Source organism: Microcoleus sp. SVA1B4 (assembly GCF_036700545.1).
Taxonomy (GTDB): Bacteria; Cyanobacteriota; Cyanobacteriia; order Cyanobacteriales; family Microcoleaceae; genus Microcoleus.
Window position 1 is genome coordinate 1 of record NZ_JAUBPB010000053.1, and the last position, 16,168, is coordinate 16,168.

General features: G+C 45.4%; 13 protein-coding genes and 1 pseudogene. 3 read left to right on the forward strand and 11 right to left on the reverse strand.

Annotated features, from left to right (window positions below):
* Positions 1-632: 632 nt before the first annotated feature.
* Entirely contained in the window at positions 633-1,088 is a 456-nt protein-coding gene (locus QT987_RS21275; protein ID WP_333243994.1) for an aspartyl protease, read from the reverse strand.
* A gap of 119 nt (positions 1,089-1,207) precedes the next feature.
* Between QT987_RS21275 and QT987_RS21280 the strand changes: the two genes are divergently transcribed.
* Positions 1,208-2,500, forward strand: coding sequence for a pentapeptide repeat-containing protein (locus tag QT987_RS21280; RefSeq protein WP_333243997.1), 1,293 nt, complete (start codon positions 1,208-1,210; stop codon positions 2,498-2,500).
* A 709-nt stretch (positions 2,501-3,209) separates the two neighbouring features.
* On the opposite strand, the gene QT987_RS21285 is transcribed toward QT987_RS21280, so the two are convergent.
* The gene (locus QT987_RS21285; protein WP_333244001.1) at positions 3,210-3,833 is read right to left on the reverse strand and encodes a TenA family protein; all 624 of its coding nucleotides are present in this window, start codon (positions 3,831-3,833) and stop codon (positions 3,210-3,212) included.
* 82 nt (positions 3,834-3,915) lie between these two features.
* Here QT987_RS21285 and QT987_RS21290 point away from each other — a divergent pair, with 82 nt between their 5' ends.
* Entirely contained in the window at positions 3,916-4,065 is a 150-nt protein-coding gene (locus tag QT987_RS21290; RefSeq protein WP_333244004.1) for a hypothetical protein, read from the forward strand.
* 53 nt (positions 4,066-4,118) lie between these two features.
* Positions 4,119-5,081 carry a glycosyltransferase family 2 protein gene (locus QT987_RS21295; protein WP_333244007.1) on the forward strand — a complete coding sequence of 321 codons (963 nt, stop codon included), beginning with the start codon at positions 4,119-4,121 and terminating at the stop codon, positions 5,079-5,081.
* 80 nt (positions 5,082-5,161) lie between these two features.
* On the opposite strand, the pseudogene QT987_RS21300 reads toward QT987_RS21295, so the two are convergent.
* The 9 genes and pseudogenes from QT987_RS21300 to QT987_RS21340 all read right to left on the reverse strand — a co-directional run bounded on the left by QT987_RS21300 (position 5,162) and on the right by QT987_RS21340 (position 16,132).
* A pseudogene (locus QT987_RS21300) lies at positions 5,162-6,201 on the reverse strand (ISAs1 family transposase).
* Positions 6,202-6,498: 297 nt separating this feature from the next.
* Positions 6,499-7,353 carry a rhodanese-like domain-containing protein gene (locus QT987_RS21305; RefSeq protein WP_333244010.1) on the reverse strand — a complete coding sequence of 285 codons (855 nt, stop codon included), beginning with the start codon at positions 7,351-7,353 and terminating at the stop codon, positions 6,499-6,501.
* Positions 7,354-7,356: 3 nt separating this feature from the next.
* Positions 7,357-7,845 carry a type IV pilin-like G/H family protein gene (locus tag QT987_RS21310; protein ID WP_333244014.1) on the reverse strand — a complete coding sequence of 163 codons (489 nt, stop codon included), beginning with the start codon at positions 7,843-7,845 and terminating at the stop codon, positions 7,357-7,359.
* A 37-nt stretch (positions 7,846-7,882) separates the two neighbouring features.
* Positions 7,883-8,944, reverse strand: coding sequence for an S-methyl-5-thioribose-1-phosphate isomerase (mtnA, locus tag QT987_RS21315; protein ID WP_333244016.1), 1,062 nt, complete (start codon positions 8,942-8,944; stop codon positions 7,883-7,885).
* A 115-nt stretch (positions 8,945-9,059) separates the two neighbouring features.
* Positions 9,060-9,605 carry a hypothetical protein gene (locus tag QT987_RS21320; RefSeq protein WP_333244019.1) on the reverse strand — a complete coding sequence of 182 codons (546 nt, stop codon included), beginning with the start codon at positions 9,603-9,605 and terminating at the stop codon, positions 9,060-9,062.
* Between the two features lie 273 nt (positions 9,606-9,878).
* A complete protein-coding gene (locus QT987_RS21325; RefSeq protein ID WP_333244022.1) occupies positions 9,879-11,240 on the reverse strand; it encodes a cytochrome 450 in 1,362 nt (453 codons plus the stop codon).
* Positions 11,241-12,285: 1,045 nt separating this feature from the next.
* A complete protein-coding gene (petD, locus tag QT987_RS21330) occupies positions 12,286-12,768 on the reverse strand; it encodes a cytochrome b6-f complex subunit IV (protein ID WP_333205287.1) in 483 nt (160 codons plus the stop codon).
* A gap of 555 nt (positions 12,769-13,323) precedes the next feature.
* Complete coding sequence (gene petB / locus QT987_RS21335; RefSeq protein ID WP_172190423.1) at positions 13,324-13,992, reverse strand: cytochrome b6; 669 nt, start codon at positions 13,990-13,992, stop codon at positions 13,324-13,326.
* Between the two features lie 1,078 nt (positions 13,993-15,070).
* Positions 15,071-16,132: a calcium-binding protein gene (locus tag QT987_RS21340; protein ID WP_333244026.1), complete on the reverse strand. Its 1,062-nt coding sequence runs from the start codon at positions 16,130-16,132 to the stop codon at positions 15,071-15,073.
* Positions 16,133-16,168 lie beyond the last annotated feature (36 nt).

Consider the following 16,168-nt stretch of genomic DNA (forward strand, 5'->3'; position numbering starts at 1 on the left):
TTCAGATAGCACTCAGTTTTTTCGCTTCTGTGCTTTATTGCGTAAGCATCCCTATTTAAAAACTGTCCGGAGTATTGTTTTAGGGTTAGTTGTTTTGATGTTTGGGACTGTTAGTGTGTATTTGCTCAAGGCTTATTCTGCTCGCTAGATGTAGGGCAAAAAACTTGTATTTACCAAAAAACCATGTTGTTTTGTCATTTTTTGACCGACATTAATAATATCTAATATATCAAAAACAAAGAAAATTACTTGGTAATGAGGAATTTATTACTCAATTTTTTATCAAAATTTTAGTCCTAAATACAAACATTTTTGATTGTGGCTAATTGACCGAAAGCATCCAGGATACAAGCCCCCGGATTCATCCGTGGAGAAATAAAAAACCTGTAGCCGATAAACTTCCCTCCCCGAATTTATCCGTAGGTAAATACTTCAATACTTCAATTCTAAACTTTAAAATCTAAAATCTAAAATCTAAAATCGATACTTCAATACTTCAATACTTCAATACTTCAATCCTTCAATCCTTCAATTCTAAAATCTAAAATCTAAAATCTAAAATCTAAAATCGATTGACTGGACATGATAGGAATCACAGGCGAGAGGTTTGTGCTACGGTAAACGCATCTCAACTAACCCATCAGATATGTTTGCTGATTGTTCATCGGCAATACTCGCAACCGTCGATTTTTCAAATCTGGTTCTAAGCCTAGTTCTTCCATTGGAATCACCCCCAACAAAACAGCCGAAACGCCTTCGGGCAATTCTAAACAATCAAATCTGCCTTCTCTCCCCTCTACAATAATTTGAGCGCCTGCAAAAATTCGGCCTTTTTTGATGCCAGCCGATGTTTCTACCTCTCTTTCTCCTACTTGTTTTAAACCTAGTTGGCTAATAATGGGAGCTGGCAAGGAAAGCAGAGTTGCTCCAGTATCGACAACAACGTTATCGAGGGTAACAGAGCGAACTTCCTCAGCAGCAATGAATCCCCGTTCAGCCATAACTAGATCGATGCGATTCGTGACGGCGATTGTTGTAACAACTTGACCCCTTTGTTTTTCTGGCAGATTGGGGAGTACCAGGGCCATAGTATGTTTCCTCTTTGAGCGTAATTAGTGGAGATTTATATTGTAATATTATCTAGAATCCTGCTTGGTTAGTTAAAATCGTTTTATTGACCAGCCACAGTTAGAATTTGCCTCAACGCATGACACCAGAACCAAACTCTTCTCAACCCAATCGCCCTGAATCTAACGTGACTGTAGAAAGTCAGAACGGTGCGAGCCCTAATGTGCCACCAGAATCAGGGATAATCGTCGCTACTACTGAACCGGAAAAACCGCAGCAGCAGCCTCCAACCCGCAAGGTTTTATTGCAGCCAAACCAGGAACAAACGACTCCTGAGAAGTCGGGGTCAGTGCTGACGCTGGGGTTGATCGCAGCGATGATTTTTGGGCTCGCCAATGACAACATTTGGCTGGGCTTAATTGGTGCCGTGGGTGCGATCGGCATATCGCTGCGGCTGATGTGGCCGAGTTGGGGCAAAATCTGGGCGCAGGTAATTCCGCCGACTTGGCGCACGCTGATCGTCGCCTGCTTCGGGCTTTTAGCTGGGATTGTTGGCTTGCTGATGCTCAGCGGTACTAATACTGAACCGGGAAGCCGCAACATCCAAATCAACTGGGAGGCAATCGGGGCTCTCGGCGAGTTGATCGGCGCTTTGGGCCAAATTTTGATCGCAATTTTGGGCGTTTATGTGGCTTGGCGGCAGTACGTGATCTCGAAAGATTTGACTATTCAGCAAAATCGAATTACGCAGCAGCAAACGATCGATGCTTATTTTCAAGGGGTTTCCGACTTAGCCCTTGACGAACAAGGGTTTTTGGAGGACTGGCCGCAGGAAAGGGCGATCGCAGAAGGCCGCACCGCTGCAATTATGAGCAGTGTAGATGCTGAAGGTAAAGCTAAAATTTTGCGGTTTTTGTCGCAGTCGAGATTGGTTACTCCGCTGAAGCGCGATCGGCTTTTAGGCCGCCCCATCCTTGACGGCGACGGCGGCTACGCTGAAGATAGAGATCACGGTATCCGCGTTATCGACCTCAATGTCATGTTAGCGGGTGCTAACCTGGCTGGCACCGATTTGCGGTGGACGGATTTGAGCGAAGCCAACCTCGTCCGCGCCAATCTCAGCAAGTGCGATTTAGTGAAAGCCAACCTCTCGCGCGCTGTCTTGTACGACGCCAATCTCGCTCGCGCCGACATGAGAGCCGCCGCATTATTCTACGGCTCGGCACAAACTGCATCCCCCCGCAGCCGTACCGAATTTCCCAACTATCAAACGGGCGAACATACCGGCGCTGTGGTTGAACGCGCTGATTTCACCGCTGTCAAGCGGCTGTCGGACGAACAGCGCTATTACTGCTGCGCTTGGTGCGGCTCGAAGTCGAGAGAGACTATTCCCGGCGGCTGCGAAGGGATTCCCAATAAACTCGGACGTTAAAATTAGCTGTACGGCTGTACTTACGTATATATTTGGCGATCGCTCGGCAGCGGACTACACTTTAATTTTAAATCTACAGTCTTTCGCTGTTTTAGCAATGACAAATACTGATTTAGGGTTAGAAGTAATTCCGCGCCTGGAGCGATCCAAAAGCCGGGAATAATTCATTTTTGTCGCTGCTATATGCTTCCTGATGGGACGGTAAATGGCACATATAAATCGCTAATTTAGGCTACAGCTATGCAGATGATGGGCATCAGCATTCTGGGGCTTTTTATCCGCTGTTTCCTTTGCTTATGCGCGGCTTCACGACTTTTGGAATGCAAGTAAAATTAGCAGGGATACTCATTAATAGTTGGGCATTTTTGCTTGCATTGTTGGTGGTTGCAAGCTGTTAGTAAAGTTGCTCTGATTTGGGCGGTGGCTATTTGTTGTGGTATGGGCGAAAAAGGCTGAGCATTACAGTCGTCTATTTCGGCTTTTGCTCTTTAGCGCTACTGCTCAACTCCAGTGTTATGCAATCGCTTCATCGCTACGCTTACGGCATTGTATCGCTCTCCATCGGACTCGGTTTAGTGTTGAGTAGTCACCCTCGTTGGGGATATGCTGTTATGACAGTATTGGCTACATTCCGGCTGTACATGGCTGTTAAATTTACTGCGTTTAGGTAGCTTAAGATAGTTTTCCATATCTTTTGCCCAAACTTAATTTACTCTATTTCCCAAGCTGCCTGAAAAAAGTCTCTTTCGCATAGCATAGCGTAGCGATAGGTTGCTTCAACTTCTGGCCCAGCCTCTGCGTAGCGATCGACCAAACTTTCCAGCCGTTTTGCTAAAATCTCAAAATCCGAGCTGCTATAGGTGGAAATCCAGTCGCTAAAGGCGTGTTCCGGTATATTAGGTTTAGCTAGCTGCTGTCCCAAAAAAGCATACAACCGCAAGCAAGGAGTCATGGCGGCTACTGTCAAACCTACACCACTCCCCCAGGCTGTCGCTAATAAAAAATCTGTGTAGCGGCGGGTAGCGATTCCCGGTTTTGCCTCTTGCAAGTTTACACCCCATTTGGCTGCATATCCTTGATGCAAACGAAGTTCTTCTAAAACGCCACTACCGAGATTGTGGAGAATTTCAAACCCCTCCCAGTCGGGTGCTTTTGCCGCAGCGATACTATAAGCGCGAGCGAAGGCTCCCAGAAAAAATGCGTCTTGTGCAACGTAATATGCAAAACTATTTTGGGGGAGGCTGCCGTCAGCAATCCCTCTGACAAAGGGATGTTGCAGACAAGCTTCGCTTAAGTCTTGATTTGCTTGCCAAAGATAATTGGAATTTGTCATGCAATTTTGAATCGATGGGTTATGATTGTAATTTTTATAGTCTGACTAAACATCTATGATAACAGATGTTTGAGCTTGGCGTGTGTCATTCTTATGGTATCTTTTATTTTTCGTATTTAAGAAAATAGATAATTTTTGGTATGCGGCTATTTTGGGGGCTGCTGTTGTCTGGCTCAAAGAGCGAAATTACGTGCCGAACCTCTCTTGTGAAGCAGCCCGCGTGTTTGGGTAAAAAGAAACTTTTGATTTAACGGTTGAAAAGCCGATTTTTAAACAGAAACTGCAATGAACGATACACCTAAGTATTCCTTGGTAATTCCTATCTATAACGAAGAAGAAAATCTCGCGGAATTGTATCGGCGAATTAGTGCCGTGATGGATCGAATGGACGGCCCAGTAGAATTAATTTTAATCAATGATGGCAGTCGCGATCGCTCTCTCGAACTTTTGCGAGAATTGCACGAAAAAGACGCGCGAATTTGTTACCTCAGTTTGGCCCGTAATTTCGGTCATCAAATAGCTGTAACTGCTGGTTTAAACTTTTCTAGCGGTCAAGTCGTAGTCATCATGGACGGCGATTTACAAGACCCGCCAGAGCTAATTATAGATATGGTAGAACAGTGGCAGCAGGGCTATCAAGTTGTTTACGCTCAACGCACTCAACGCCGTCAAGAAGGTTGGTTTAAGCGGTTGCCGGCTTATATGTATTATCGCATTTTGCGCCATCTTGCTGATGTTGATATTCCGATAGATACCGGAGATTTTTGTTTGATGGATAGGTGCGTGGTGGATGTACTCAACGCCATGCCAGAACGCAATCGTTACATTCGGGGACTGCGGGCTTGGATTGGTTTTAAACAAACGGCGGTTAAGTTTGAACGCGATCCGCGTTTTGCTGGCGAGGTTAAGTATACCTTCAGAAAATCTTTAAGTTTGGCGATGAATGGTTTAGTATCTTTTTCAAAAGTTCCCCTCAGACTTTCGATTTATATGGGGTTATTTGCTGCATTTATATCTGTGTTAATGGCTTTTTTAATTTTGTATTGGCGGCTTTTTTATCCAAGTTCTGCCTTAACGGGTTTGACAATTGTGATGATGGCTGTTTTCTTTTTGGGTGCGGTGCAGTTGGTGAGTATTGGGATTTTGGGTCAGTATATAGGGCGTATTTACGAGGAGGTGAAGGGCCGCCCGCTTTATACGCTGGCAGAAGTTGCTGGTTTTGGCGATCGACACCGATCGCCAAAATAATTTTAGCAAACATCGGTTAACTCATCGTGCCTAAATTATCTAATTTATGAGATAATTTAAGCAGGGTAAGAGCATCTCAATCAAGCTTGACAAAAGGAGTTGAGAACAGTCATCATATAATCATTATTCATAGAAGCCTGTTTGATTTTTTGACGAAGACTACGCGGCAATGTTTTCTCCTGATTAAGAGCGTTAAGTGCCATCCGTCTCAAGATGGTCAAATTACTCTTGACTATAACCTTAACGAATCCGACATTGATCCTCATGGAACGTGACATCTAAAGTGCAATGAACTTGGTTTTCAATAGTCCAATGTTGACGAATGGCACGACCAAGAAGTTGAGCATCCGCAGGCAGAGAAGTTAGATAAAATTGGACTTCATGAGTCGTTTTGTTCCAAAGATGGCGGATTCTTTCAATAATGACGATGGTTTGCAGTCCCGACCACTGGTCTTGTTGATAAAGACCACCGAAAGCCTCTAAAGGAACAGCCCAAACATAACGTTTTTCAGTGCGATGGTGTCCCTTTTCAATCTGTTGGTTATAACTAACTTTAATGCCTTCAAACTTATTAGCTCTTCTGGTATCAAACCCTTCTTTAACCTGAGAATGTAAAGTGGGGTGATTAGCTTTAAGAGATACAATATAATCAGCTTTTTTGTGGCGAATTTGTTTCACAATCTCGGTTTGAGTTCCCATCGCATCAATGTTAACGTGAGCCCCGGTCAGGTCTAATAACTCTAAGAGTGCCGGAATTGCCGTAATCTCGTTGGAATGATCCTCAACTTTAACTTGCCCTAAAACTAAACGCTGTTCACTTGCCCAAGCCGTGACCAAATGCAAAGCTTTTACGCCTTGATTACGGTTGACGCACCCTACTGGCCTCGTTAGTGGTTTAAATACTCCACAGCTTACCATTGGGTAATTCGAGAAATTCCTCTAACCATTACTGTTTAGCGATGCCATAATTTTCCATGTCTTCCCAACCTTCGGCACCGCCAATGACTGCTAAAATAGAGATTACTAAAATATCTTTTAATGAGTGTTTTTGGGTTCTTTGAACTCTGGGGTCCGGGATTTCTGCTACATAATTCAATAAATTGGCTTGGATGTCGCCCAGAGGTGTTAAATGTCGTTTTTCTGCTCTTTTGGCTTGAGATTTTACAGCGAGTTTCAATATAGGTGCAAAACCCTTTGTCATTGTCTTTGACTCCGTTTCAACTTGATTGACTTTGTTAAGATTCAAACTTGATTATAGGTTTGAGTTCGGTGCACAGATATAGAGCCTATTGGCGGCTTTTTGTCAAGTACAATTTATACCAAATTAGATGAGCTTACCCTGCTTTTATCGATAATTGAGAGACTCTCTTCTGACGCACCCTAGGGCCCTACGACTGACATACCCTACGACTAATTTCTAATTGCTAGTTTTAATTTTTTTCAGGGGATAGCTATCTGCTGGCGAAGCCGACCATTCCCACATTGAACCTGCATAATTCTTAGCATTAAATCCCACATTTGTCAAGACACAAGTCAACCATGCAGAGCGAATTCCCCCGCTACAATAACTCACAATTTGAGTTGACTGTGAAACTCCTTTCTGCTGCAAAATAGCAACAATTTCCCCGCGATCCAGCAGTTGTCCCTGTTTGTCCATTAACTGTTTGTAATAGAGGTGAACCGCACCGGGAATGTGGCCGCCCCGCTTTTCTCCGTAAGGCGTTTTACCTGCATATTCTCGCGGCTCTCTGGCGTCAATAATAACTAAATTATCATCTTTTAAAATAGCTTTCAATTCATCCTGTTTAATTTCCCAATTCGAGCGACGAGATATTACAAAATCTCCTGTTTTCGATGGATTGTTTGCAGCTTTTACTCGATTAATTCCAGCTTTCATTAAAGCTCGATATCCTCCATCGACAAAAACTGCTTTTTCGTGTCCCAAACTCCGCAACATCCAAACAATTCGCCCGTCTTCGCCCCACCCTTTCACCGCATCGGCAACGACTATGACAGGTTTGTCTTGACAAATACCAATTGCTTGCAGTTTTTGAGTTAAAACTGTGTTATTTTCGATAATTTTTCCCTTGTGGGGAAAGTCCGATCGCGAAAATTCCTGCCAAGTTACGGGAATAGCTGGTGGGAGACGGCAAAACCACTTTAAAATGGGTGCGCGAGCATCTAGTAAAGTAGCTTTTTTTTCCAGCAGTTGCTTAGCTAAAGCTGCATTTACTATCCAGTTATTTGCTAAATTACCCAGTAAATTAGACATAATTTATTGAGTAACTTTTGCTGTATTAGCACCGCAGGCTAAAACCCCTTTAGTATTAGTTGGATTAGCTGGTTTAGTCTTGCCAGGAGCAGCATTTATACACAAGATTGTTTGGGTTTTGTTTGCCACCAAAAACACTCCCCCCACAAAACTTTTGAGATTAGCTTGCTTCGATACTCCGTAGTTAAATACAGCACCTTTTTTCACCATACCGATCGAGTAGCTGTAATTGGCTGAGTTAGGTTTAACTTGGAGACCGAGATAAACCAATAGATTGGAAACAGAACTTGTAAATCCTGCTTTTTCTGCATAGTAAACTTGCTGGGCTTTATTCATCGAACCCACAAAGTTTTTCGCTTGTAATTCCTTAGCTTTAAGCGTTTGTGACACTTGAGCTTCGGAGACGGGACTGAAAACAACTGGCAGAGTTAGAGCTGCGATCGCAACTTTGAGCTGCCAGTTGCGGCTGCTATAAATCCTGCTTAATTTCACAGATACCCGGTGGAATGAGCAGTTGAGAAACATATAATTAAACTAATTGTTTTGCCTGAAACTGTTTCAACGCCCCAGGAGCAACCGTACCGTGTTCTGTGATTATTCCCGATATTAACTCCGCCGGAGTTACGTCAAAAGCGGGATTGTAAAATTCAACTCCCACAGGACAAATTCGCGTAGTTCCAACTTGATACATTTCAACTGGATCGCGTTCTTCAATGGGGATTTGGCTGCCGTCGGAAAGTTCAAAATCTATGGTAGATAGAGGCGCGGCGACAAAAAACGGGACATTGTGAGCTTTGGCAACAATTGCTAAACTGTAAGTGCCAATTTTATTGGCGGCGTCGCCGTTAGCCGCGATTCTGTCTGCACCGACAACTACTGCGTGAATCATTCCGAGTTTCATGCAGTGGGCGGCCATATTGTCAGCTATTAATGTGACAGGAATTCCTTCTTGCACGCATTCCCAAGTGGTCAGTTTTGCACCTTGGAGACGGGGCCGAGTTTCGTCTGCAAAAACTCTTCCAAGTCTTCCTTCTCGCCAAGCAGAACGAAATACACCTAAAGCAGTACCGTAGCCTGCTGTTGCTAATGCACCGGCATTGCAGTGAGTTAGTAAGTTCAATTTTTCGGGTGTAGCGGGCAGAACTTCTAAACCTTTGTCGCCGATATCTTTACAAGTTTGCAAGTCTTCTGCTTGAATGGTTTTGGCCATTTCTAACAAAGTTTTTTGCACTTGTTCGACAGAACCGCTAGTTCTCTCGGCAGTTTTAAGCATTCGCGATATTGCCCAAAACAAATTAACCGCAGTGGGACGAGTCGATCGCAATAACTCGCCAACTTGTTCTAGTTTAGTAAAAAACTCGGTACGATCGCCCGTTTCGATTTCTCGCGCCCCCAAATACATCCCGTAGGCTGCGGCTACCCCGATCGCCGGAGCTCCTCGGACTATCATAGTTTTAATCGCCTCAGCCATATCTTCGCAGCGGCTAATTTCGACTACACCGTATTCTTTCGGCAATCGGTTTTGGTCAATTAGCAGAACTCGGTCTTCCATCCAGGTGACAGGGGAAACAGGGGAGTTTTGAGGGGTCATCTATTTCAATGATGTGAGGGACAAGTTTCATGATGCCATGAAGGCGACTATTTCCGCCACTTCGATCGACAAAACCCGCCTAATTAAGCGGGTTTTGTAGTTTCCCTAAATATTTTCACTCTTGGGTAATGATTAAACAATCACTCTCCACTTTAGACAGCATATCTGGAAACGCTGAGGTGTAATTGCCATCTTTGTCTACAACCCTGCGAAGTATATATCCGCTCTCAGCAGGTCTGCCGAAAAACGAGTTTGTGCGATGCCAGATATCTCCATTCGGAGTGTTTGGATCTCGATCGATCAAAAAATCTACCAGCCACGGCGGTACACACCATCCAAACACTATCGGCGTAATGTGTCCGTGCTGCAAACTTGCATCCGAGAATCGGAACAAGTAGCTGAAGCGAGAAAATTTAACTAAATAAAGTAACATCCGTCCCGCCATTGATGAATGAAATGTCCAGATAACAGGGTCAAAAACACGCAGCAATAACGTCCGTTCGTCAGCATTCCAGTCTGAACTGTACATCGTCAGACAATCGTCTGGTAAAACATTCCCGTCCATAAAAAAGATACCTTGCAGGACTTCAGGTAACTCCGCTGGATGTTCTACTTTCATCCAATTCGCGATGTCTTTTAGTTGCTTTTGTTCGATTAACATGGTATTATTTATCCTCAAAATAGTCGTGTTTTGGTTTCGTATTAGATACCCCCTTGATTTCTGAGTCGATCGATCGGACTTCGTTTGTGTGGCGTGCGGTTTCAACTCACATCTTGCATCATTGCCAATAAGGCTTTTATGTGCGGGTTCTCCTGCCCAACCCCTACTCCCCACAAGCAATTAATTCTTTGTGGAACAGGCCGGACAGCCTGTTCTTGACAATGGTGCAATATCTCAGTCTCAACCGCTATCTGATGCGAGCTTTTGGATTAATTACCGCCGCAAATTCGGCTCAGAAGCTCGTCGCACTTTGCCTACCGTACTCACGACATCCACCAGCATCTTGAGTGCTATGTCTTTAGCTGGGCAAATCCGTCCCGCACTCCGATCGCCCACGGAATGAAAACCCATATGAAAAGGGCACAGATTCTCCCGCTTAGCGTTGAATTCGTATACCGTAGATCCCCAGAAACCCTCGTCTAGCAGCCCCAAACTGAGCGGTATCAGTACCTTGGTTCCGGCGGGGAAGGTGCGCTCTTTGCCCGCTACCGTTGCGGTGAAGGGCTCTGTCGCGACTCGGTGGGTGGCGCTGACGGGGGCCCAGAGGCGGGCGCATTCGAGGAGGAAAAGCTCGATCGACTGGCGATCGTCCAAATCGAGCCGATCCCAAAAATCAGTCGGGTTAATTTCGGCCGTCTGCTGTCCTTTATAGGCGGGGAGAGGGCGGTATCCCATTGCTGTGTAGCCTAGGTGCAGGGGGCCTTGCAGTCCCGCTATCCCCATAATCGATGTCATCAGCTTTGCCAATTCCCGCTTAGTCATGCCGTTGTTTTCCGAGCTCTCCTCGAAGTTGGCTAAGGCTGGCGAATTTTCATAGATAGTCGCTGCACGCTCGATTAGAGTGGACAAATTACCGTGTCCAAACAGGTTCAGGCTTTCCAATAGGCTACCGATGACGGCGAAGTAGTGCAGCGGGCTTTGGCGGGTGTAATGCAATTCGGTGAGAAGTTCGATCGACTCTGAATCGTCTGGATTAATCCCAAAGATGACGTAGTGCAGGTATCGGACTAAAAATCCCATCCAACCGCGCTTGACATCGGTAAAAAACGCTCCCCCCGCACCGTGCGACATCTCGGCATAATCTGCGGCTAGCTGATCGAGCAACCGCCTGCTGATTTCGTCTCCCTGGCGATCCGTTGTAGCACTGTTGAAGAGATATTTCTGCATACAGCTTCTGAATGCCGCGTGGTTGCTGCTACCGTCTGTTTCGCGATCGGACAAAGACAGTAGAAAAAGGTTTCTGCCGCCGACATCTTGGTTGGGCGCGCGATCGGCATCAAGTACAGAAGTACCAAGCCGCCATCCGCGCGCCTGGGGCGATGTGAGTGCTTTTTCTAGGGTGTCAAACTCTCCCATCACGACTTGCCCCGCGCAGCAAAAGTTCGCTCCGAAAGCCAGCCGTTTTAGTGGCAAATAGGTGGGTTCGTTGGCAATCAAACCCTCAATCAGGGCGATCGCGGGTAGCATCGTTTTGCTGAGAGTTTCTTCCGGGTTTTGCAAAACCCAAGCCTGAAACTCGTTCAGGGCCGGGTTCATCAGCGATGAGAAAATAGTATCTAAATTTAGGTTCATCATAATTCCTCCGAGAATCACTCGCCATAACGCGCTTTGCAGTTAGCAGCAAGAGGGTATTGAGCGGCAATTGAGCGGGATTCAATACCCCCCAAAATTACCAAAATCAGTACGTATAGCTCTAGCCATGTTTATTTGCGAACGCAGTGGCAATATAGATATAGTTGTACTGAATATGTCTGCGCCCAAATCTAGCCTTGTCCCGGAGATTGAGTGGAATTTTTAACAATTTCTGGTAAGTATATCTACTTTCTGCCTCTCAAGCTTCTCAAGTATTAGCCCCAATCTCTGAGAGTCGCACCTAACCGTAGATATTTACAGGAACTCGCCCCTACAAAATACTATGGTTTTGTTTGTGCTGATATATTTAGATATAATATTTTAGGCTTCTGTATGCTGCTGAATTTAATTGAATAAATTCAGAGAATTACAGCATATTTGGTGGTTGATGAAGTACAGTAGCCGCTATATTTATGTTGTGTGATTTTAATATGGAATGATAATTAAATAACTTCCACTCTTGAAAGTGGGATGGGCGTCCCGTCCGTCCTTTTTGGACGGGCGGGACGCCCATCCCACAATAACAATTAAAATTGTAAGTTATTTAATTCGCTATCCTATGTAGGGTGCGGATCTGCGACCTTTTAAATAGAACTTGCAGATTGACGAGTGGCGACGCACCTTACTTACTACAAGATTGTGTGTACTACATATACATGGAATATGCTGTAATTACTGACTATTATTAAATAATAGAGCTAAAAACCCCAAATTCCCAAGCCCCAATCTTTCAATTCTTAAATGGTTCAATTCTTCAATCAATTGAAATTCCCAATCCACAATTATTCAATTATTCAGTTCTTTAATCTTTAATCTAAAATAAAATGAAATCCCCAATCCCAAATTCTTCAATTCTTTAATCTCAAATCCCAAATCTAAAATCTAAAATCTCAAATCTAAAATCGAATGACGCCCGCTAAAGTTTCCCAGCAGTACAAAAGCACTTTACAGGAAACCCGCAGGCGTCAAAATCAAGCAAACTTAAATCTTAGAAAAGACCCAGTGTGAAAGATTTGTCGATCGGGAAAATAGCACCAATACCCAACCACAGAGTGAACGCAGTTCCCAAGAGGAAAACAGTAGTAGCAACAGGGCGGCGGAACGGATTTTGAAACTTGTTAACGCTCTCGATGAACGGAATCAAAATCAAGCCAACGGGAACACCAGCCATGCAAGCAATACCCAACAATTTGTTAGGCAAAACGCGCAGGAGTTGGAACACAGGCCACAAATACCATTCCGGCAGAATTTCCAGCGGAGTAGCAAAAGGATTAGCAGGTTCGCCAACCAAAGCCGGGTCTAGTACAGCCAAACCCACGCACAGAGAAATCGTTCCCATGATGACTATAGGGAAAACGTAGAGCAAGTCATTAGGCCAAGCTGGTTCGCCGTAATAGTTGTGACCCATGCCCTTAGCGAGCTTAGCGCGGAGCGCGGGATCGCTCAAATCTGGTTTTTTGATAATAGACATAGTGAGAGTGTTCTCCTTTTAGTTTTACCCGGGCCTGCCATTCCGCTGTATTCGTTAGTCTCAATCAGCGGGGCGATCGCAGGAAGTATTGGCCGTAAATAAATATCTTGACATCCTCACCGACTATCAGGTGCGGTGATTCCTAAACCTCACAATTTAGGTTTCTGCTTCTTTGCAACTGCCTCCACCCTCAAGGAGTATTGGTCTTACGTTCGCTCCACAGACTATCCCCGCAAGCCCTGCGGTTCTTATGTGTCGAAAACCCCAAAAGGAATTCTTATGTATTGTTTTGATTCTAGGGATGTTTGCCATTGCCCTATCCTCTTTTCCCGGTCTACCGATTTGTCTTCGCCGCCAGTCAAACTGGACTTCGCCCGCCCGAGCTGTCTGAATCCATCGACGGACAGTGGGTCAGTGACCATCTAGATGCTAATACAAAGCCGTCCTAGAAGGACGGGGTTTCGTGCCCAATTTTTTGATGAGTGATGAATTCGGAATTTTCAATTCACAATTCAGTGGGGGGGGCAAAAGAATACCGCCCCCACAACTCAAAATTTACAACGGGCCAGAGATACCTTGCTTGCGAATCATCAAGAAGTGAGCCAGCATGAAGACTACAATCAGCCAAGGCAACACAAACGTGTGCAAGCTATAGTAGCGAGTCAAAGTGCCTTGACCGACGCTGACACCGCCACGCAGCAGTTCAACCATCAAAGAGCCGACAAACGGGATGGCTTCGGGGACGCCCGAAACGATTTTAACCGCCCAGTAACCGATTTGATCCCAAGGCAGCGAATAGCCGGTCACGCCGAAAGAAACAGTGATGACTGCCAAGATTACTCCTGTCACCCAGGTTAACTCGCGGGGCTTTTTGAAGCCGCCGGTCAGGTAAACCCGGAAGGTGTGCAAAATCATCATCAGTACCATCATGCTGGCAGACCAGCGGTGGATGGAGCGGATCAGCCAGCCGAAGTTGACTTCATTCATCAGGTATTGCACTGAAGAAAAAGCTTCTGCTACCGTCGGACGGTAATAGAAAGTCATGGCGAAGCCAGTAGCAAACTGGATCAGAAAGCAAACTAAAGTAATTCCGCCCAAGCAGTAGAAAATATTGACGTGGGGGGGTACATACTTTGTAGTGATGTCATCGGCGAGCGCCTGAATTTCCAGGCGTTCCTCAAACCACTGGTAGGTTTTTGAGTCGGTGATTTGTTTAGAAAACATGGAGCCAGAATTCCTAAAAGAATATTGCTGTGGTTGAGGTTCAGGGCAGCAGCCACAAGGTTTTTTGTCGCCCCGCGCCGAGCAGCTTGCTTTTACTAGCAAATGCCTGAGGCTATTTTGTGAAATACCCAAACTAAACGGAATACCGTTATAGTTCGGGCTTCGTGTCTCGTTTGCCGTTGCTCTGTTGGGTATCCCATTACTGGGTATTCGTCACTGAAGACGATCCGAGTCTGACACAGCATCTCTGGGCTTTTACACCCTTTATCCCTTCCTAGGGAACCCACGCAGAAACCCTGTTTCCCAAGGCAAAAAACTATTTCGTACAACAAACATGGATTATATTTCACAACAGGGCGTACCTTGTCAACCAGCGGTCTGTTCTTTCCCCCTTTCTCTCGCAGTTGTCCAAGGCCAAGCATATTACTGCTACTGTAGCCTGTTGTTTGCAGTCGAGTGGGTGGGTCGCAACCACTTATATCTTACACGTTTCTTTGCTAGAGAAACAGTAAATTGTCGCTCTTTTTCATAGACCTTGCTTGGCTTATATCCCGACGCCCAATTGAGTACAATTACAGCGTGGGATTTACGCCAAATTAGTTAAATTTGGAGCTAACGAAAGGAACTCTCTTGTGCGATCGCCTGCAAGCCCTGGGAAACTAAGCGGTGGCTTGTCCCTACTCGCTGGCGTTGCCCGATCGAATTCCAGACTGTGATAAAAAATGTAACATAATTGCCGTGCAATTTTCACGCGGGCGATCGCTTTTTGGACACTTAAAAGGCTTTTTTCGGAATCTCAACATCCGCCCAAGCTACTATGCGGGGAAGGCTGAGCTACAGAAAGCAGTCCGAGCCGGAAACAGGTTTGCCGGGAGATCCCAAATTTCATCTCGATCGTAAAACTTTACCTTTTGGCCCCAAACGCCCTCATGGTCGATCGAGTAACCCGAACAGGTTCGATCGTCCAACCGAATCTTGTTTTGTAGTCAGGACTTCAGTCTTTACTAACAAAATCTGCTGGCTGCAACCTGCCTACTTCCGTAAAAAAATCGGTGATTGCCCCCATCCGTAAGTTTTATCACAATTGAAAAGGAAGCAAACGTTCCACAAAAACTGGCAGTATGGGCGAGAAAGGAGTGGGACGCGGCGGTATCGGAAAGCGAATTCCCGGCAGAGATGGCAAGGATGGAAAGTCTCGCGATGGCGGTGTAAACCCAGTCGAAACGCTCGCGCAATCTGAGAGATTCACATCAGTAACATTTTTAACGTCGGCGATTAAATCCGATCCGACAAATATCCGAGTTCCCCGTGTCATACCGTCATCATAAGATTCAAATCGATAAAAGAAGAAGCGAGGAATATTACGATCTTGTACGAACCCAACGACTTGAATTTTGTCGCCTTCGCCCCGGTTAAAATCCTCAATAACGGCATGGGCATTGTCACCGCTATAGAATAGGTAAGGGCTGGCATTTGACGAACCGAGAACAAATAAGTCGGCTCCATCTTGCCCGATCAAATAATCAATTTGTGCTACTGTTGAGGAAAAGCCGTAACCCACTAATGTGTCATTGCCCGGCCCGCCAATCAGGGTGTCGCTGCCTTCATTTCCCTCAAGCAAATCGTCTCCTGAATTGCCGTTAAGGTAGTCATTATCTAAGTCACCTCTTAAAGTGTCGTTCCCACTGTCTCCCAACAGGAGATCGTTATCTTTGCCACCCATTAACAAGTCGTTGTTGAAGCTACCAAACAAGAGATCGTCTCCATCTCCTCCGAGCACCGTATCATTGCCTTGACCGCCGATAAGACAGTCATTGCCAGACCCTCCCAAGATACTATCATTATCGTCTTCTCCTCTGATTAAATCCGCGCCTTCGCCACCCTCAAGAAGATCATTCCCGGCACCTCCTTCAATTTTGTCATTGCCTTCGCCACCGCTGAGACTGTCGTTACCAGAGTAGCCCAAAAGGCGATCGCTACCGACTCCACCTGCGAGACAATCATTTCCTTCTCCGCCATCTAAAGTGTCATTACCATTCAAACCAAATAGAGTATCATTGCCTCCCAGCCCGCACAGCGAATCATCGCCAATTTCACCTGCTAGAAAATTATCGAGATTGTCACCGCATATAACTACCATAATTTTGTCCTCCTGAAAACTATTTCACAATTACAG